Raw genomic sequence first — 17,043 nt, forward strand, 5'->3', positions numbered from 1 at the left:
CGGACAAACGATTCTATGGAAGTCTCTCGTATCCGGGCTCTGCGTGGCCCGAATCTCTGGTGTCGGCATACCGCGATCGAAGCCATCGTGGCCTGCTCGGACCAATCGCACCTGCTGGCCGAACTGCCGGGTTTCGAAGATCGCCTGCGCGCACGCTTTCCGGCCATCCCGCCGATGCGCCCCGACGACGAGGCCGGCTCGCCGTCGATGGCCCACGCACTGGAAGCCGCCGCGCTGGGCCTGCAGGCCGCCGCCGGCTGCCCGGTCACGTTCAGCCACGCCGCACCGACGCTGGAACCGGGCACCTACCAGGTGGTGGTGCAGTACAGCGAAGAAGAAGTGGGCCGCCTGGCCTTCGATCTGGCCGAGCAACTGTGCCTGGCCGCGCGCGATGACAAGCCGTTCGATCTCGATGACGCGCTGCACCGCCTGCGTGAACTCGACGAAGACGTGCGCCTGGGCCCGAGCACGGGCTCGATCGTCTACGCCGCCGTGGCGCGCGGCATTCCGTATCGCCGCCTGACGCAAGGCTCGATGGTTCAGTTCGGATGGGGCAGCAAGCAGCGCCGCATCCAGGCTGCCGAGACCGACATGACGAGCGCGGTGTCCGAGTCGATCGCACAGGACAAGGAACTGACCAAGAGCCTGCTGCACGCGGCTGGCGTGCCGGTTCCGCTGGGCCGTTCCGTGACCGGCGCCGAAGAAGCCTGGGCTGCCGCGCAGGAGATCAACGGCCCGGTCGTGGTGAAGCCGCGCGACGGCAATCAGGGCAAGGGCGTTGCCGTGCGCATCCGCACGCGCGAGGAAGTGATGACGGCCTATGAAGTGGCCGCCGACATTTCTTCGGATGTCATCGTCGAACGCTATATCCCCGGTCATGACTTCCGCCTGCTGGTAGTGGGCAAGCACCTGGTGGCCGCGGCACGCCGCGATCCGCCGCAGGTGATTGGCGACGGTTCGCACACGGTGCGCCAGCTCGTGGAGGAAGTGAACCGCGACCCGCGCCGTGGCGAGGGCCATGCCACGTCCCTGACCAAGATCCGCTTCGACGATATCGCGCTGGCCACGCTGGCCAAGCAGGGCCTGACCGCCGAGTCCGTGCCGGCCAAGGGCGTGCGCGTGGTACTGCGCAACAACGCCAACCTGTCCACCGGCGGCAGCGCCACCGACGTGACCGACGACGTGCATCCGGACATCGCCGCGCGCGCCGTGGCTGCCGCGCAGATGGTCGGCCTTGATATCTGCGGTGTCGACGCCGTTTGCGAAACGATGCTCAAGCCGTTCGAGGAACAGGCAGGCGGCATCGTCGAAGTGAACGCCGCGCCGGGCCTGCGCATGCACCTGCAGCCGTCGTACGGCAAGGGCCGCGCGGTTGGCGAGGCCATCATCTCGACCATGTTCACCGACGGCGACGACGGCCGGATTCCCGTGGTGGCCGTATCGGGCACCAACGGAAAGACGACTACCGTCCGCCTGATCACGCATATCCTGGCATCGAACGGCCTGCGCATGGGCATGACCGGCACCGACGGCGTGTATATCCAGGGCCAGCGTATCGACACCGGCGACTGCAGCGGCCCGCGCAGCGCGCGCAATGTGCTGCTGCACCCCGACGTGGACGCCGCCGTGTTTGAAACGGCACGCGGCGGCCTGCTGCGCGAAGGCCTGGCTTTCGACCGCTGCGACGTGGCCGTGGTGACGAACGTCGGCGAAGGCGACCACCTTGGCCTGTCGTACATCAGCACCGTCGAAGACCTGGCAGTGCTCAAGAGCGTGATCGTGCAGAACGTGGCGCCGCATGGCATGGCCGTGCTGAACGCCGCCGATCCGATGGTCGCGCGCATGGCCGATGCCTGCCCAGGCTCGGTCACGTTCTTCGCGCACGACCCGGGCCTGCCGACGATGGCGCTGCATCGCGCCCAGGGCAAGCGCGTGGTGTTCGTGGAAGGCGGCGAAATCGTGGCCACCGAAGGCGACACCAACGTGCGATTCGCGCTGGCCGATATCCCGCTGACGCGCAATGGCTCGATCGGTTTCCAGGTGGAAAACGCGATGTCGTCGATTGCCGCGGCGTGGGCGCTGGGTATCGACTGGAACGTGATCCGCCGCGCGCTGGCCACGTTCGTGAGCGACGCCGCTACCGCGCCGGGCCGCTTCAACGTGTTCGACTACAAGGGCGCCACGCTGATTGCCGATTACGGCCACAACCCCGACGCCATCCAGGCGCTGTGCAATGCCGTGCAGACGATGCGCTCCAACAAGCGCGTGGTCGTGATCAGCGGCGCCGGCGACCGCCGCGACGAGGACATCCGCAAGCAGACGCAGATCCTGGGCGGCGTGTTCGACGACGTGTTGCTGTATCAGGATCAATGCCAGCGCGGCCGCGAAGACGGCGAAGTGCTGGCTCTGCTGCGTGAAGGTCTGGTCGGTGCGCAACGTACCAGCCACACCGAGGAAATCCGCGGCGAGTACCTGGCCATCGACACGGCGTTGGCGCGCCTGCAGCCGGGTGACCTGTGCCTGATCCTGATCGACCAGGTGGAAGAAGCACTGGACCACATCGCCGGCCGTATCGCGCAGCAGTAAGCACTGCCGCGCCCGCCCCTCTTCCGCCGCACTGCGTTGCGTGCGGCGGAGGGGCCTCCTCCTCTTGCCGTCCGCCGCCATTCGGTGCGACAGTACCGATATCCGTTACACCATTCCCGTCACCACGCCAACGGCCCTGCCCCGCCGTCGTCGAGGAGAATGCGCATGTCTACGTCTCGGAACGCCCAGACCATTGTGGTGACCTATATCGCCGCCAGCCCCGAACAGGTGTGGCAGGCACTGACGGACCCTGGGCTCAGCGTGAAGTACTTCTTTGGACGCCGCGTCGAATCGGACTGGCAGGTGGGCAGCCCGTTCGTGCTACGCATGGATGACGGCAAGGTCGATTCGCAAGGCGTGGTGCTGGCCGCCGAACCGCCCTACCGGCTCTCGGTCACCTGGCGCGTGGAATGGCTCGAAGCATTCCGCCAGTTACCCGAAGTGGTTGTCACATGGCAGATCGATGCCGTGGGCGACGAAGCCGTGCGGCTGACGGTCAGCGAGCTTCATCAGGAGCCGGTGGACGAGCAGATCCTGCAAGGTGGCCGTAATGGCTGGCCATTGATCCTGGCTGGTCTGAAAACGCTGCTCGAAACAGGACGCCAGCTCAACGTGGAAGCGCCCAAGCCTCCGCCCGCGCCATCGGCACCGCGGACGGCTCAGTGACGTGTCGGCAGCGACAGGCGCCGTTCCAGCACGTGCTGCAACGCCGATAGCGCGGTGCTGAGAATCCAGTAGATGGCGGCGGCTGCCAGATAGAGTGGCAGCGGCTGGTAGGTGGCGGCGATGATCTCCTGCGAGGTACGCAGCAGTTCGGTCACGGTGATGACCGATACCAGCGACGTATCCTTGATCAGGCTGATCAGGCTGTTCGACAAACTCGGCACCGCCAGCCGCAACGCCTGCGGGCCGACCACGAAGCGCAGCGTCTGCACAGGCGTCATGCCCAGGCTGTACGCAGCCAGCCATTGGCCGCGCGCCACACCCTGGATGGCGCCGCGCATGCTTTCCGATAGATAGGCGCCGACGTTGAGGCTCAGCGTCAGCACGCCAGCCGGCGTTGGCTCCAGCGCGATGCCGATGCCCGGCAATCCGTAATACACGACGAAGATCTGCACCAGCAGCGGCGTGCCGCGCATGATACTGACGTACACACGCGCAATCAGTTTGAGAATCCGCTGATGGCCAATGCCCATCAGCGCCACCACAATGCCGATTACCAGTCCGAACACCATCGACAACACGGCGAACTTCAGCGTGAGCAGCGTGCCCTGCAGCAATACGGGAAGCGAATCGATGACGAGCTGGAGCGCGGACATGGTGGGGCTTGGGTCAGTCAATCTGGGCCTGGAATGCCGCGATCATACGTGATCGGGGCGGAGGGCGGCACGGATAGTACCCTGACCTTCAAGACGCGCGGCGATGATGTACCAGACGATCCCTGGCAAAACGCCTGCAAGCATTCAACGGATACCGTGTGCTGGCGGGCTGGGACGCCGTGCCTTGGGCAAGCCATGCCTTTGGCGAACGATGGATGGATTACCGGAGGACGTCCGTCATTGCGCCGGCGGCATATCAATCCCTATCGCGCCGACTGGAAGCGCATACGCGACCGGAAGATCCGAGAATGGATTTGCGACTTCCGGCCGCTGCGACTGTGCGACTGTGCGACTGTGCGACTGTGCGACTGTGCGACTGTGCGACTGTGCGACTGCTTTTTACTTGAGCGGCTTGGTCACATCCGAGCCGAACCACTTGTTCGACAGCTTGGCCAGCGTGCCATCGCGGCGCAGGTCATCCAGCGCCTTGTCGACGGCGGCAGCGAACTTCGGGTTGTCCTTGCGGAACGGGATGGCGACTTCGCTGTTGGCACCCGGCAGCACGGCACCCGGACGCAGCGGAAGGTTGGCCTGCTTGATCAGGTAATTGACCATCAGACGATCGTTGAGCGCGGCATCCACACGCTGTGCGGCCAGGTCACGCAGGTATTCGGGGGCGCCCGGGTAAGTCTTCACGTCGATGCCGGGCACCGATTTGGCGAGGTCGTTGTAGTTGCTGCCCAGGCTCACGCCGAGCTTGTGGCCCTTGAGCGCGTCCAGCGAAGCAAACTCGCGCTTGTCGTCCTTACGCTGGATCAGCTGCGCGGCCGAGTAGACGTAGGGCGTCGAGAAATCGAGCACCTGCTTGCGCTGCGGGGTCACCGATACCTGGTTGACGATGATGTCGAACTTGCCAGCCTGCAGCCCGGCAATGATCGCGCTCCATTCGGTCGTCACGAACTCGGGCTTGACGCCGAGCTTGCCGGCAACGGCGCGCGCCACGTCGACGTCGAAGCCATCCAGCTCATTGTTGGCACCGCGATAGCCGAACGGCGGGTAGGTTCCTTCCAGGCCGACCTTCAGCACGCCAGCCTGCTTGACCGTGTCCAGCAGATCGGCGGCATGGGCAGCCGTTGCGGCAAGGCCCGTGGCGCCTGCCACCAGCGCGGTAGCCAGCAGGGATTTGAACCAACCCGATCGAATCGTTCGCATATGTTCTCCAGTGGGATGCGGTTTTGCTGTCGATGCCCCTTTTGAGGGAAATCCGACGGCTCTAAGAGCCTATAACGGGCACCAAGGTATCGCAAATGCTATCGACCACGAAATAACGATTCGAAATGGCTATATAACCAATTCTGCACTGCGGGCCAGGACGCCCTCCCCGGTGTTCCGTCGAAGGCGCCCGTGTGCAACCCGGCTTACTGGAATGCCTTGTCGTTCGGCTCCGCGAACAGCTGCTTCATTTCCGGCGACAGCGCGTAGTTCATGTTGATGTTGCGCGGCGGAATCGGTTGCAGGAACCACTTGGTGTAGAGCTTCTCGGCACGGCCGCTCTTCTGGATGTCCGCCACCACGCCGTCCACGAGCTTCTTGAACGAAGCATCATCCTTTCGGAACATGCAGGCGTAGTTTTCGGTCTGCAGCGGCGTACCTGCCACGACCCATTCGCCCGCGTTCTTGGCCTTGGTGCGCTCGCCGTAGAGCAGCGGTTCATCCATCACGAATGCAACGGCGCGGCCCGATTCCAGGATCAGGAAAGCCTGGCCGTGGTCCTTGGCGCTGGTCAGGTTCATGTTCATGCCTTCGCCATTCATCTTCACCAGCAGGCGCTCACCCGTGGTACCGGCCGTGGTCACCACGTTCTTGCCCTTGAGCTGCGGGAAGTCGGTCACGCCCGAATCCTTCTTCGTCAGCATGCGAATGCCGTAGATGAACAGGCTGTTCGAGAACGACACCTGCTTCTGGCGCTCGGTGTTGTTGGTCGTGCTGCCGCACTCGATATCGATCGTGCCGTTCTGCATCAGCGGAATGCGGTTCTGCGACGTGATCGGCGTCATCTTGACCTGCAGGTTCGGCATGTTCAACGTCGACTTCACCTTGTCGACGATGGCCAGCAGATAGTCATGGGAATAGCCCATGACCTGATTGCCGTCCGAATACGAGAACGGAATCGACGATTCGCGGTAGCCCAGCGAAATCACGCCGCTGTCCTTGATCTTCTTGAGCGTATCGCCATCGGCGGCATGGGCACCGATGGCTGCGCCTGCCAGCACGGCAGCGGCTACCAGGCGATGGATGGGGGTCGAACGGACAGACAGTGACTTCATGGTTCGCTCCTTCAAGGGGCTTGGATTAATAAATGCAAACTTGAGGCAATCTCACTACCCAACTGACTTCAAGATACTTCCTGCAACTTCCAGTACAACCCGTGTTCGCATCGACGCTGACAAAGTCAGGCCGACACTGCACTGAAATCTTCCGCGTCGATGGCCGGGGCCCGGCCCGCAAGGCGATCCGCCAGCAGGCCCGCGCTGCCCATCGCCAGCGTGAATCCGAGCGCGCCGTGGCCCAGGTTCAGCCAAAGCCCGCGCAGCCGCGATTCGCCGATCATCGGCAGCCCCGTCGGCGTGGCCGGACGCAGGCCCGCCCAGGGCTGCAGCGCGTCCAGGTCGGCCCCGTTCATCACGTTGCCGAATACCGCGCGCGTCTGCGTCACCAGTGTCTGCGCACGCTCCCGGTCGATCACCGCGCCGCCACGCACGATGTCGGCCATCCCCGCCACGCGCAGCGTGTTACCGATGCGCGCGTAGACGATCTTGTTGGCGAAGTCCGTCACGCTGATGTGCGGGGCCCGCGCACCATCCGCAATCGGTACCGTGATGCTGTACCCCTTGAGCGGCCACAGCATCGGCCGGATACCCGCCGGCCGCAACAGCGGCACGCTGCCGATGCCGCCAGACACGATCACGACGTCGGCCGCAATCTCCCCCTTGTCGGTACGCAGCCCCGTCACGCGGTCACCGCTGCGCATCAGTTCCGTCACCCGCGTGCCAAAGTTCAGCTTCACGGCGGGGTTGCCTTGCAACAGATGGGCCAGCGACACGCAGAACAGGTGGCAATCGCCCACTTCTTCGCTCGGGGTGTAGATCGCGCCGGCTATCTCGTCACGGATGCCCGCCAGCGCAGGCTCCAGCGCAATCGTCGCGTCCCGGTCCAAGGCCTGTTGCTCGCAGCCCAGGCTGGCCTGGTAGTCCAGCAATCGGCATGCCGAGTCATATGCCGCCGCATCGCGGTGCACCACCAGCTTGCCGCGCCGCGCGAAATCGAAACCTCCGCCCTCCTCACGTGCCTCCGGCCGGTTCACGAACGCCTGCATCAGGTCCCGCGAATAAAAGGCCAGCCGCAGCAGCTTGCGCGTGGTGGCTTCACTCGTCGATGCATTGCACGCCTGTATGAATGCCATCAGCCAGCGCCACTGCGATGGGTCCATCGACGGCCGGAAACGCATCGGCGAATCGCGGTCCAGCAGCCATCCCGGCACCTTCGACAACACCCCCGGGCCTGCCAGCGGCGCCACATAGCTGTAGCTGAGCTGACCGCCGTTGGCGAAGCTGGTTTCCTCTCCGGGACCGTCGTGGCGCTCCACCACCGTCACCTCGTGGCCGTCATTGGCCAATCGCCACGCGCTGGTCATGCCGACCACGCCGGCGCCCACGATCGCTACCCGCATCTGACTTGCCTTGCTTCCGATTTCAAACGATGGGCCAGAGCGTAGAACACGCCGCACGGCTTGCCCAATGCGAATACGTGCCAGAATATGTCCCCAGGCTATGGGTCCCGCCACCCGGGTCTTCCCGTAGTGCACGGCACCATTTTTCCGCACCTTTTCCGCAATTTCCCGCACCACAACGATGCGCCTGCGCCAGATCGAAGTCTTCCGTGCCGTCATGCTGACAGGCACCGTCAGTGAGGCCGCACGCCTGCTCCATGTCTCGCAGCCCGTTGTGACACGTGTCCTGCAGCACGCCGAGGCGTCGCTGGGTTTCCGCCTGTTCGACCGCCAGCGCGGTCGACTGCAGCCAACGCCCGAGGCCGTGGCGCTCTATGGCGATGTCGAAAGGCTATATGGCGAGGTGGAGCGCGTGCGGCGCGTGTCGGAGAGTCTGCGGCACAAGGGCGCGGGGCGCCTGCGCGTGGCGGCCACGCCCAGCCTGGCCAATCCACTGCTGGTGCCCGCGGTGCGCCGCTTCTGTGCGCGGCACCCCGAAACGCAGGTCCAGGTGCTCACCCACCACACCAACGAGATCGTGGCGGCGCTGCTGGCCAACCAGATCGACGTCGGCTTTGCGTTCTCCCCGCCGCGCCATGAAGCCATCACCAGCGCACCGGTGGCCACGGGGCGCATGCTGCTGGCCGTGCCCCGCGCGCAGCCGCTGCCATCGGGCGGCCGGCGCGGTACCGTGCCGATCCGCAAGGTCATGGAACGTCCGTTCATTGGCTACGACGATGACAGCTCGCTGGGGTTGCTGGTACGGCAGACGCTGGCCCGCCATGCGCTGGAGCCACATTCCACGCTGGAGGTTCAGACGTACTCGCTGGCACTGGCTCTGGTGGACGCGGGTCTTGGCCTGACACTGCTGGACCAGTACACCGCGCTGAGCGCCAACCCCGATCACGTCGCATTGCACGACCTGCAGCCCGAATTGTCATTCGAAATCCATATGCTGCGCGCCAGCCATCGCGGAGCATCGAGCCTGGTCGACGACATGCACGCGCAGTTCGCCGCGGCAGCGGATGCACTGGCTGCAACGCTGGGCGACCGGCTGGAAATCCCCGCCGCGCAATTCGATCCGGCGGTCCGTTAGCGGCCGGCACATTGAGCAGACAATTGACAGCGCACCATCCTGTGCACCATCATCAACACGCCTCGACAGGCGCGTGAGCTTCTTTATGTTTGTCCTGACCCTTGTCCTTCTGGTGCTGGCGAGCGCGTTCTTCTCGATCTCCGAGATCGCCCTGACCGCGGCCCGCCGCACAAAACTCCAAGTCCTATCCGACCGCGGCGACCGCCGCGCCACCAAGGTATTGCTGCTCAAGGAAGAACCCGGCAATTTCTTCACCGTCGTGCAGATCGGTGTGAACAGCGTGGCGATCCTGGCCGGTATCCTCGGCGAAAAGCATGTCTCCGATCTGCTCTTCGACGCCCTGCTGCCCTGGCTGAGTCCCGATACCGCGCAGCGCGTGGCCAATATCGGTTCATTCCTGGTGGTGACGCTGCTGTTCATCCAGTTTGCCGATCTGATCCCCAAGCGCGTGGCCATGACCTTCCCCGAAGCCTGCGCCGTCAACGTGATCGGTCCGATGCTGACGATGCTGAAGGTCTTCAAACCCGTGGTCTGGGTGTTCAATGCCGCGGCCGACGCCATGCTTAAACTGCTCGGTATTCCGACCAAGCCCGTGGACCAGATCACCACCGAGGACATTGCGGCGATGGTCGATGCCGGCGCGGAGGCCGGCGTGCTGCACAAGCACGAGCTGCATCTGATCGAGAACGTGTTCGAACTCGACTCGAAGCCGATTACCGCCATCATGACCCCGCGCGACGACGTAGTGTTCCTGACGCTCGACGAATCCGCGGACAGCGTGCGCCGCAAGCTGGTCAAGCAGCCGCACGCGCAGTATCCGGTCTGCGGCAAGAGCATCGACGACGTGCTCGGCTTCATGGATTCCAAGAACATCCTGCAGCTGCTGCTGGCCAATGAGAATGCGGCGGTCCTGGACGACATCGGCAAGCACTACGACAAGAACGTGCTGGTGATCCCCGACACGCTGACGCTATCCGAATCGCTGACGCGCTTCCGCGAAATGCACGAGAGCTTTGCTGTCGTCATGAACGAGTACGGCCTCGTGGTCGGCATCGTCACGCTGGACGACATCGTCGGTGCGCTGATGGGTGACATCCTGTATTCGGCCGAGGACGAGCAGATCGTGCGGCGCGATGCCACGTCATGGCTCGTTGACGGCCTGACGCCGCTGGTCGACCTGAAAAAAGCGCTCGAACTCGATACGATTCCCGGCGAGGACTATGTCGATACCGCTGCCGGCCTGGTCATCTATTCGCTGAAACGGATTCCCAAGAAGTCGGAGTCGATCACGGTGGCGGGCTTCCGCTTCGAGGTACTCGACATCGACCATCACAAGATCGACCAGTTGCTGGTGTCGAGACTGCCATCCGCGCAGCCTTAAGCCACTGAGACGCCCGGCGGCATGTCCTGGCCTTTCAGGGTGTCGCGGACGATGCCGAGCAGCCGTTGCGCGCTGGCCGACTGCGATCGCAACGGCCGCGTGATCACGCATAGCTCGCGCGACAGACCCGGCGCCTCCAGCGCACGAAACAGCAGTTCGGGGTAAGGATTGCGCTGGTACGCGAGCGCTGGCAGCACCGAGTAATACCCGCCGCGCGCCAGCATGGCGAACAGATAGGCCGTGCTTTCCACTTCGTCGTGCTCGCGCGTCAGCTCGGGCCAATGCGCGGCGTGGCTGCGCAGAAAGCGGCCGATGCCCGTATCGGCGCTGAAGCCCACGTACTTGCCGTGCCGCAGTGCATCCCATGTCACCGGGCCATCATCCTGCGCCAGCGGCGAATCGCGATGGAATACCACACCGTAGCAATCCACGACCAGTGGCGTGTAGTCCAGTTCGTCATGCCCGTTGTACTTGCTGTCGATCGCAAAATCGACCTCGCCCTCCAGCACCAGTTGCTCGGTCTGCTGCGCCGCGGGATTGCGCAGCGAGATCGTGATGCCCGGATAGGCGTCGCGGAAGCGTGGCAGCGCGGGAACCAGGAACTGGCCAATCACCGATGACGCCGCGCAGATACGGATATGCCCGCGCTCGCCCTGCGCAAGCGCCTGCAGATCCGATATCGCACTGTCGAAACCATTCACCACGCGCTGCGCTTCGGGCAGAAACTGCGCCGCGTGATCCGTGAGGTTCACGCGCCGCGTCGTGCGGTCGAACATACGCAGTCCAACGGACTCTTCGAACTGCTGGATGGTGGCCGTCAACGCCGATTGCGTCACGCACAGCCGCAACGCCGCCGCCGTGAACGAGCCGGTTTCGGCTACGGCAAGAAAACAGCGCAATTGCTTGAGCGTGACGTTGTGGCGCATGAGCGACGTGTCTCCTGACTTTTCACTTTTTGCGAATAATGGGCAGAAGAAATTCGTTTGTCCAGGGAAATACGCGTCCGTAGACTTTCCCTGAGCCGCGAGACAGCAAACGTGGCCACATCCACAACATGCCCCTCTCTTAAGGGAAAACCCCCATGAAGATGCTGACTGGTCTTGCTGCCGCGTGTCTCGCCTGCCTTCCTCTCGTCGCTGGCGCCGCCCCCGAAGACAACTACCCCGACAAGGTCGTACGCATCGTCGTGCCGTTCGCTGCTGGCGGTTCCACCGACGTGGTTGCACGCATCCTTGCCGAGAAGCTGCAGGAAAAGTTCAAGCAGCCGTTCGTGGTGGATAACCGCGCCGGTGCCAGCGGCAATATCGGCGCCGAACTCGTGGCCAAGGCGCCGGCCGATGGCTACACGCTGCTGATGGGCGCCACCGGCGTGCTGTCGATCAACGACCATCTCTACGGCAAGCTCAACTACAACGCGGCCAGGGACTTCACGCCGGTCAGCTACACCACCGAGAACGCGAACATCCTCGTGGTTGCGCCCAGCCTTCCGGCATCCGACGTGGCCGCGCTGATCCAGATGGCAAAGGCCAAGCCCGGCGCCCTGAGCTTTGCGTCGTCCGGGCCGGGCAGCTCCACTCACCTGTCTGGCGAGCTGTTTTCCTCGCTGACCGGCGTCAAGCTGATGCACGTGCCTTACAAGGGCAGCTCGGCTGCACTGACCGACCTGCTGGGCGGCAACGTCACGATGCTGTTCGATAACGCGCCCTCGTCGATCGGCTTTGTCCAGCAAGGCAAGCTGCGCGCGCTGGCCGTCACCAGCCGCCAGCGCCTGCCCGGCCTGCCCAATGTGCCGACGCTGGAAGAAGCCGGCGTCAAGGGCTACGAGTCGTTGTCGTGGAGCGGTGTCGTGGCCCCCGCCGCCACGCCCAAAGGCATCGTTCTCAAGCTCAATCGCGCGATCGACCAGATCCTGAAGTCCGACGACGTCAAGGCTCGGCTCGTACAGCTTGGCGTGGAACCGGTTGGCGGCACCCCCGAGGATTTTGCGCGGCAGATCCGGACCGAGCACGACAAGTGGGGCAAGGTCGTGCAGACCGCCGGCATCAAACTGAACTGAGCGTGACCAACCGATGCGCGAGTCCATCATGACGCCCGCCACACGCGGCCAGACCATGACCGAGAAGCTGCTGTCGCGGGCTGCCGGGCATGCCGTCTACGCCGGCGATCTCGCAATCTGCGCGCCCGACATGGCGATGGGTACGGACGGTTCGGTGCCGATGGCGCTCGAATACTTCCGCGACATGCAACACGACGGCGCGTTGACCGTACCGGCAAGACCGGATCGGCTCGTGTTCGCGCTCGATCACTACGGTGTGGCATCTGGCGAACGCGCGATGGCGCTACAGTCGAAAGCACGCAGCTTCGCAAGGCTCTTCGGCGTTCATGTGTTCGACGTGGCCGAAGGCATCGGCCATCAGTTGATGCTCGAAACCGGGCGAGTGCTGCCGGGTCAGCTCGTGGTGGGTGCGGACTCGCACGCGGTCTCATACGGTGCGCTCAACGCATTCGGCACGGGCATCGGTTCGTCCGACCTGGCCGGCATCTTCCAGTGCGGGCAGGTCTGGCTCAAGGTGCCGGCATCGATCCGCATCCGCCTGACCGGCAAGCTGCCGGCCCATGCTTCGGCCAAGGACCTCGCCTTGACGATGGCCCGCGCGCTCGGAGCCGGCGGCGCCAACTACATGGCGCTCGAATTCGACGGCCCCGGCGTAACGGCACTCGATATCGACGACCGGATCGTGCTGGCCAACATGTCCGTGGAAATGGGCGCGAAGGCCGGCATCTTCCCGTATGACGCACAGACCGGCGCCTGGCTCTCCGGGCGCACTCACGCACCGCTCACACCGGTATCGGCCGATGCCGACGCGCGCTATGCACAAACGCTGCACTGGCATCTGGACGATGTGGTGCCGATGGTGGCGCTGCCTCATCGCGTCGATAACGTCGTGGACTTCGCGGCCGCTGGCGGCACACCTGTCGACATGGTCTATCTGGGCACCTGCACCGGCGGCCGTACCAAGGACTACCGCGAAGCGCTCGACGTGCTGCGCGCCAGCGGCGGCGTAGCGCCCGGCGTGCGGCTGATCGTGACACCGGCATCGGCGGCGGTACAGGCCGAACTCGAAGCCACGGGCATGCTCGATGAGTTTGCCGCGCTGGGCGCTGAATTCCAGCCGCCTGGGTGTGGTTCCTGCTGCGGCACCTGTGGCGAGATTCCCGGTGACGGCGCGCATGTGGTTTCCACCGCCAACCGCAATTTCAAGGGGCGCATGGGCAATCGCCAGGCGCAAATCTTTCTTGCCTCGCCGCGGGCCTGTGCCACGGCTGCCGCTACTGGCCGCCTGACCGATCCGCGCGAGTCCGGCCGCTAATCATGTCCTTGCCTTCTACAGTCATCCAGGGCCGCGCACGCCGGCTCGGTGACGACATCAACACCGACTACATCATCTCGTCGCGCCGCAAGAAGGACACCCTCGACGGCGATGTCCTGCGGCACTACCTGCTGGAAGACTACGACCCCGCGTTCGCGGCTACGGTACGCGACGGCGACATCCTGATTGCCGGCCACAACTTCGGCTGCGGATCGGCGATGGAGGTTGCCGTGACGGTGGTGCTGGCCGCCGGCATCCGCGTAGTGGTGGCACGCAGCTTCGCACGCACGTACTGGCGCAATGCGGTGAACAACGGCCTGCTGCCTGTTACGGCAGATACCGAGCTGCTGCGGGACGCCATCCGCGAAGGCGATGCCATTGCGCTGCACCTGTCTGGTTCGCACGCCGAGCTTCGCGTCGGCAACGACGACGGCCAGGCATCGCGCGTGATTCCGTGCGAACCGGTGGCCGACATCGTACTGACCATCCGCGACGCGGGCGGCCTGGTGCCCTACCTGCGCCAGCACCGGTCTTTTGCACGGCCTGCCGCACCACAAACCGATTCCTGAATGTTCCCCGGACCCATCCCATCATGAGCCTGATTGCCGCACGTCTGAATCGCATCCAACCTTCGCCCAGCTCAATGGCCGGCCAACGCGCACGGGAGCTGCGCGCAGCGGGCCGCGACATCATCGGCCTGACCTCTGGCGAGCCCGATTTCGACACGCCAGCCAATGTCTGTGAAGCCGCCACGCGCGCGATGGCGCGCTCGCAGACCAAGTACACCGACGTGGGTGGCACGCCCGAGCTGCGCGCCGCCATCGCCGACAAGTTCCGGCGCGACAACCAGCTCGAATACGCGCCCAATGAGTTGATCGTCGGCACAGGCGGCAAGCAGATCATCTTCAACGCATTCCTGTGCACGATCGAACCCGGCGACGAAGTCATCGTGCCCGCGCCTTACTGGGTGTCTTATCCCGATATCGTGCTGCTGGCCGAGGGCACGCCCGTGATCGTGCCGTGCCAACCCGGCAACGGCTTCAAGCTGGCCCCGGAAGACCTGGAGCGCGCCATCACGCCGCGCACGCGGTGGCTGGTGCTCAACGCGCCGAACAACCCCAGCGGCGCCACGTATTCGCGCGCGGAGCTGCAGGCACTGGCCGACGTGCTGCTGCGGCATCCGCATGTGTGGGTGATGACGGACGACATCTACGAACACATCCTCTACGATGGCCGCGAGTTCGCCACCATCGCGCAGGTGGAACCGGCCCTGAAGGAACGGACGCTGACCATCAACGGTGTGTCCAAGGCGTATGCGATGACAGGCTGGCGCATCGGTTACGGCGGTGCACCTGCCACGCTGGTCAAGGCGATGGTCAAGCTGCAGTCGCAATGCACGTCCAATCCGTCGTCGATCAGCCAGGCTGCAGCATTTGAAGCGCTGACCGGTCCGCAAGATTTCATCGCCGAACGCACGCGCGTGTTCCAGTCACGGCGCGACGCCGTTGTCTCCTCGCTGAATCGCATCGACGGCGTCACCTGCCATCTGCCCGAAGGGGCGTTCTATGCATATCCCTCCTGCGCCAGCCTGATCGGCCGGAAGACACCCGATGGCAAGGTAATCGAGACCGATGAAGACTTCGTGCTCTACTTGCTCGACGCGCAGAATCTGGCCGTGTTGCAGGGCGGCGCGTACGGGACATCGCCGTTCTTCCGCATCTCGTTTGCGACGTCGATGGACCGCCTCGAAGCCGGCTTGGCACGTCTGCGCAACGCCTGCGAGGCACTGCGCTGAATCTTTTCGACAAGGACCCACCGATGACAGCATCCAGCTCCGAAAAACAACCCGTGCAGTGGCCTGCCGGTTATCGCATCGAACCGCGCGCGGCCGGCCCCTCGGCTTCGATCGTGGCCGCGTTCCGCGAGATTCCGGTGGCGGCGATCAGCGACGCCATCGGCCGCAGCGTCGGCACGCTCGGCCTGCATCGCTACCACGGCCGGCTGACGGAGGTGTTGTGCGGCCCAGCCGTGACAGTGCGCGTACGGCCCGGCGACAATCTCATGATTCACAAGGCGCTGATGATGGTGCAGCCCGGCGATGTACTCGTCATCGACGGCAGCGGCGATGTCACGCAGGCACTGATCGGCGGCCTGATGCGCACCACCTGCGTGACCAGGCAACTGGGCGGGCTGGTGATCGACGGCGCGATCCGGGATCTTGCGGAATGGGCGGAAGACGGTATGCCGGTATTCGCCCGTGGCCACACCCATCGTGGCCCGAGCAAGGAAGGCCCCGGAGAGATCAATGTGCCGATCGCCTGCGCCGGCATGGCGGTACTGCCGGGAGACCTGATCGTCGGTGACGCCGATGGCGTGGTGGCGGTGCCCGCGGCCGAAGCCGAAGCGGTACTGGCACGCGCCCGCGCCGGACTGGAGCGCGAAGCACGCGTGCGCGAAACCAACCGGCTGGGGACGGCGGACCCGGAACGATTCGACGCCGTACTGCGCGCCAAGGGACTGCCAGTCTGACATCGGGCTGCGGCTGTCATGGCCGCAGCCGAAGGTGAAGGTGAAGGTGAAGCAAACGCTGAAAGAAATCCGCGCGACAAAAACAAAACCGACGCCTGCTTTCACAGTGCGTCGGTTTGAGTTTTACTACGCTATTTTTGTCTGCCGGTGGTCGAATCAGTCGGCAGCTTCTTGTTTTGGCGGAGAGGGTCCCTTTTGAACCCCTGCCCGCTTCGCCTCTTCCTCGGCCAGCATGAGGAATGCTGCGCCCGGTTCAACGCCTGCTGCTTGAGCCAGCATCAGAGCGGTGTGGTAGTCGGGCAGTCGCTCCCCCTTCGTGTAACGATCAAAAGTCTTCTGCGGAACGCCAAAGTCTTTGGCCGCGCGATTCACGCTCCGACCATTTAGCGCCCTTGCTATCAATTCTTGGTAGCTCATAGAAAACTCCTTGTTGTGCACTTTGTCCGAACGGACTAACCTTCGATTTGTCCAAACGGACTTAGTCCGAACGGCACAATCGAAGTGTATGGCGTAAACAACGGCGCGTAAACCGCGCGCTGTGTAACCAAATCCTGCCGGACGTTCGATACCCGGCATAGCGGAGAAAAAACAATGGCTCAAAAGCATCTGGTTCATATCCACGCGGTGACCGTTCGTGAAGGCGTTGCTCGTAAGACTGGCAACCAGTACCACATCGAAGAAGGCGCTTGCATCGCCACGGCTGAGTACACCGATCAGAACGGCGAGATCAAGCGTGACACGACTGCCGGCCTTATGAACCTGCCGGATCATCTTCGCGGCCTCGCTCCGGGTGCCTATGAACCGGTTTTCTCCTTCTCCAATTTCGAAGGCAAGGTGGTCGTCCGCATCGTTGATCTGCAGCCTGTGGGCGTAAAGCAAGCTGCTCCGTTGCCGGAGAAGAAGGCCGCTTGAATCTCAATGCTCGCTGAGGCCGGTTCGCCGGCCTCTGTTTCGTTTACGGGGATGGATCGATGTCACTGATCTTTGCATGG

At 64.0% G+C, this 17,043-nt stretch carries 16 protein-coding genes; 10 read left to right on the plus strand and 6 right to left on the minus strand.

The annotated features are described in order from the left end of the window. Positions 1-15 precede the first annotated feature (15 nt). Positions 16-2,586 carry a cyanophycin synthetase gene (gene cphA, locus AC3FLX_RS19395; protein WP_488698924.1) on the plus strand — a complete coding sequence of 857 codons (2,571 nt, stop codon included), beginning with the start codon at positions 16-18 and terminating at the stop codon, positions 2,584-2,586. Positions 2,587-2,751: 165 nt separating this feature from the next. Further along, positions 2,752-3,252 (plus strand): SRPBCC family protein, encoded by a 501-nt coding sequence (locus AC3FLX_RS19400; RefSeq protein ID WP_488698925.1) that lies wholly within the window; start codon positions 2,752-2,754, stop codon positions 3,250-3,252. On the opposite strand, the gene AC3FLX_RS19405 is transcribed toward AC3FLX_RS19400, so the two are convergent. From AC3FLX_RS19405 to AC3FLX_RS19420, 4 genes are all read right to left on the minus strand, one after another. Further along, positions 3,246-3,905 (minus strand): amino acid ABC transporter permease, encoded by a 660-nt coding sequence (locus AC3FLX_RS19405; protein ID WP_488698926.1) that lies wholly within the window; start codon positions 3,903-3,905, stop codon positions 3,246-3,248. The two genes, AC3FLX_RS19400 and AC3FLX_RS19405, sit on opposite strands and share 7 nt — an antisense overlap. A gap of 399 nt (positions 3,906-4,304) precedes the next feature. Then, positions 4,305-5,117, minus strand: a complete 813-nt coding sequence (locus AC3FLX_RS19410) for a transporter substrate-binding domain-containing protein (RefSeq protein WP_488698927.1) — start codon at positions 5,115-5,117, stop codon at positions 4,305-4,307. 206 nt (positions 5,118-5,323) lie between these two features. Next, positions 5,324-6,232 carry a glutamate/aspartate ABC transporter substrate-binding protein gene (locus AC3FLX_RS19415; RefSeq protein ID WP_488698928.1) on the minus strand — a complete coding sequence of 303 codons (909 nt, stop codon included), beginning with the start codon at positions 6,230-6,232 and terminating at the stop codon, positions 5,324-5,326. Positions 6,233-6,357: 125 nt separating this feature from the next. Next, complete coding sequence (locus tag AC3FLX_RS19420; RefSeq protein WP_488698929.1) at positions 6,358-7,635, minus strand: D-amino acid dehydrogenase; 1,278 nt, start codon at positions 7,633-7,635, stop codon at positions 6,358-6,360. Between the two features lie 181 nt (positions 7,636-7,816). Between AC3FLX_RS19420 and AC3FLX_RS19425 the strand changes: the two genes are divergently transcribed. Then, positions 7,817-8,770 (plus strand): LysR substrate-binding domain-containing protein, encoded by a 954-nt coding sequence (locus tag AC3FLX_RS19425; RefSeq protein ID WP_488698930.1) that lies wholly within the window; start codon positions 7,817-7,819, stop codon positions 8,768-8,770. 85 nt (positions 8,771-8,855) lie between these two features. Further along, positions 8,856-10,151, plus strand: coding sequence for a polyamine export protein PaeA (paeA, locus tag AC3FLX_RS19430; protein ID WP_488698931.1), 1,296 nt, complete (start codon positions 8,856-8,858; stop codon positions 10,149-10,151). Here paeA and AC3FLX_RS19435 read toward each other — a convergent pair. After that, on the minus strand, positions 10,148-11,077 hold the full coding sequence (locus AC3FLX_RS19435) for a LysR family transcriptional regulator (protein WP_488698932.1): 930 nt from the start codon (positions 11,075-11,077) through the stop codon (positions 10,148-10,150). The two genes, paeA and AC3FLX_RS19435, sit on opposite strands and share 4 nt — an antisense overlap. Positions 11,078-11,232: 155 nt before the next feature. Here AC3FLX_RS19435 and AC3FLX_RS19440 point away from each other — a divergent pair, with 155 nt between their 5' ends. Genes AC3FLX_RS19440 through AC3FLX_RS19460 form a run of 5 tightly spaced genes read left to right on the plus strand, consistent with a single transcriptional unit; the run spans position 11,233 to position 16,051 of the window. Then, positions 11,233-12,207, plus strand: a complete 975-nt coding sequence (locus AC3FLX_RS19440; RefSeq protein ID WP_488698933.1) for a Bug family tripartite tricarboxylate transporter substrate binding protein — start codon at positions 11,233-11,235, stop codon at positions 12,205-12,207. 28 nt (positions 12,208-12,235) lie between these two features. Further along, positions 12,236-13,522: a 3-isopropylmalate dehydratase large subunit gene (locus AC3FLX_RS19445; protein WP_488698934.1), complete on the plus strand. Its 1,287-nt coding sequence runs from the start codon at positions 12,236-12,238 to the stop codon at positions 13,520-13,522. Positions 13,523-13,524: 2 nt separating this feature from the next. Further along, positions 13,525-14,091, plus strand: coding sequence for a LeuD/DmdB family oxidoreductase small subunit (locus AC3FLX_RS19450; protein ID WP_488698935.1), 567 nt, complete (start codon positions 13,525-13,527; stop codon positions 14,089-14,091). A gap of 23 nt (positions 14,092-14,114) precedes the next feature. After that, entirely contained in the window at positions 14,115-15,317 is a 1,203-nt protein-coding gene (locus AC3FLX_RS19455; RefSeq protein WP_488698936.1) for an aspartate transaminase, read from the plus strand. Positions 15,318-15,340: 23 nt separating this feature from the next. Further along, positions 15,341-16,051: an RraA family protein gene (locus tag AC3FLX_RS19460; RefSeq protein ID WP_488698937.1), complete on the plus strand. Its 711-nt coding sequence runs from the start codon at positions 15,341-15,343 to the stop codon at positions 16,049-16,051. A gap of 156 nt (positions 16,052-16,207) precedes the next feature. On the opposite strand, the gene AC3FLX_RS19465 is transcribed toward AC3FLX_RS19460, so the two are convergent. Further along, positions 16,208-16,468 (minus strand): hypothetical protein, encoded by a 261-nt coding sequence (locus AC3FLX_RS19465; RefSeq protein ID WP_488698938.1) that lies wholly within the window; start codon positions 16,466-16,468, stop codon positions 16,208-16,210. Positions 16,469-16,642: 174 nt separating this feature from the next. Between AC3FLX_RS19465 and AC3FLX_RS19470 the strand changes: the two genes are divergently transcribed. Next, positions 16,643-16,963: a hypothetical protein gene (locus AC3FLX_RS19470; RefSeq protein ID WP_488698939.1), complete on the plus strand. Its 321-nt coding sequence runs from the start codon at positions 16,643-16,645 to the stop codon at positions 16,961-16,963. Positions 16,964-17,043: the final 80 nt, after the last annotated feature.

This window comes from Cupriavidus sp. 291-E7 (assembly GCF_057798835.1).

Coding starts and splice junctions, on each gene's coding strand:
- AC3FLX_RS19435 (WP_488698932.1), bottom strand. CDS start 11,077: ATGCGCCACAACGTCACGCTCAAGCAATTGCGCTGTTTTCTTGCCGTA.
- AC3FLX_RS19445 (WP_488698934.1), top strand. CDS start 12,236: ATGACGCCCGCCACACGCGGCCAGACCATGACCGAGAAGCTGCTGTCG.
- AC3FLX_RS19460 (WP_488698937.1), top strand. CDS start 15,341: ATGACAGCATCCAGCTCCGAAAAACAACCCGTGCAGTGGCCTGCCGGT.
- AC3FLX_RS19465 (WP_488698938.1), bottom strand. CDS start 16,468: ATGAGCTACCAAGAATTGATAGCAAGGGCGCTAAATGGTCGGAGCGTG.
- cphA (WP_488698924.1), top strand. CDS start 16: ATGGAAGTCTCTCGTATCCGGGCTCTGCGTGGCCCGAATCTCTGGTGT.
- AC3FLX_RS19470 (WP_488698939.1), top strand. CDS start 16,643: ATGGCTCAAAAGCATCTGGTTCATATCCACGCGGTGACCGTTCGTGAA.
- AC3FLX_RS19415 (WP_488698928.1), bottom strand. CDS start 6,232: ATGAAGTCACTGTCTGTCCGTTCGACCCCCATCCATCGCCTGGTAGCC.
- AC3FLX_RS19440 (WP_488698933.1), top strand. CDS start 11,233: ATGAAGATGCTGACTGGTCTTGCTGCCGCGTGTCTCGCCTGCCTTCCT.
- paeA (WP_488698931.1), top strand. CDS start 8,856: ATGTTTGTCCTGACCCTTGTCCTTCTGGTGCTGGCGAGCGCGTTCTTC.
- AC3FLX_RS19420 (WP_488698929.1), bottom strand. CDS start 7,635: ATGCGGGTAGCGATCGTGGGCGCCGGCGTGGTCGGCATGACCAGCGCG.
- AC3FLX_RS19455 (WP_488698936.1), top strand. CDS start 14,115: ATGAGCCTGATTGCCGCACGTCTGAATCGCATCCAACCTTCGCCCAGC.
- AC3FLX_RS19425 (WP_488698930.1), top strand. CDS start 7,817: ATGCGCCTGCGCCAGATCGAAGTCTTCCGTGCCGTCATGCTGACAGGC.
- AC3FLX_RS19400 (WP_488698925.1), top strand. CDS start 2,752: ATGTCTACGTCTCGGAACGCCCAGACCATTGTGGTGACCTATATCGCC.
- AC3FLX_RS19405 (WP_488698926.1), bottom strand. CDS start 3,905: ATGTCCGCGCTCCAGCTCGTCATCGATTCGCTTCCCGTATTGCTGCAG.
- AC3FLX_RS19410 (WP_488698927.1), bottom strand. CDS start 5,117: ATGCGAACGATTCGATCGGGTTGGTTCAAATCCCTGCTGGCTACCGCG.
- AC3FLX_RS19450 (WP_488698935.1), top strand. CDS start 13,525: ATGTCCTTGCCTTCTACAGTCATCCAGGGCCGCGCACGCCGGCTCGGT.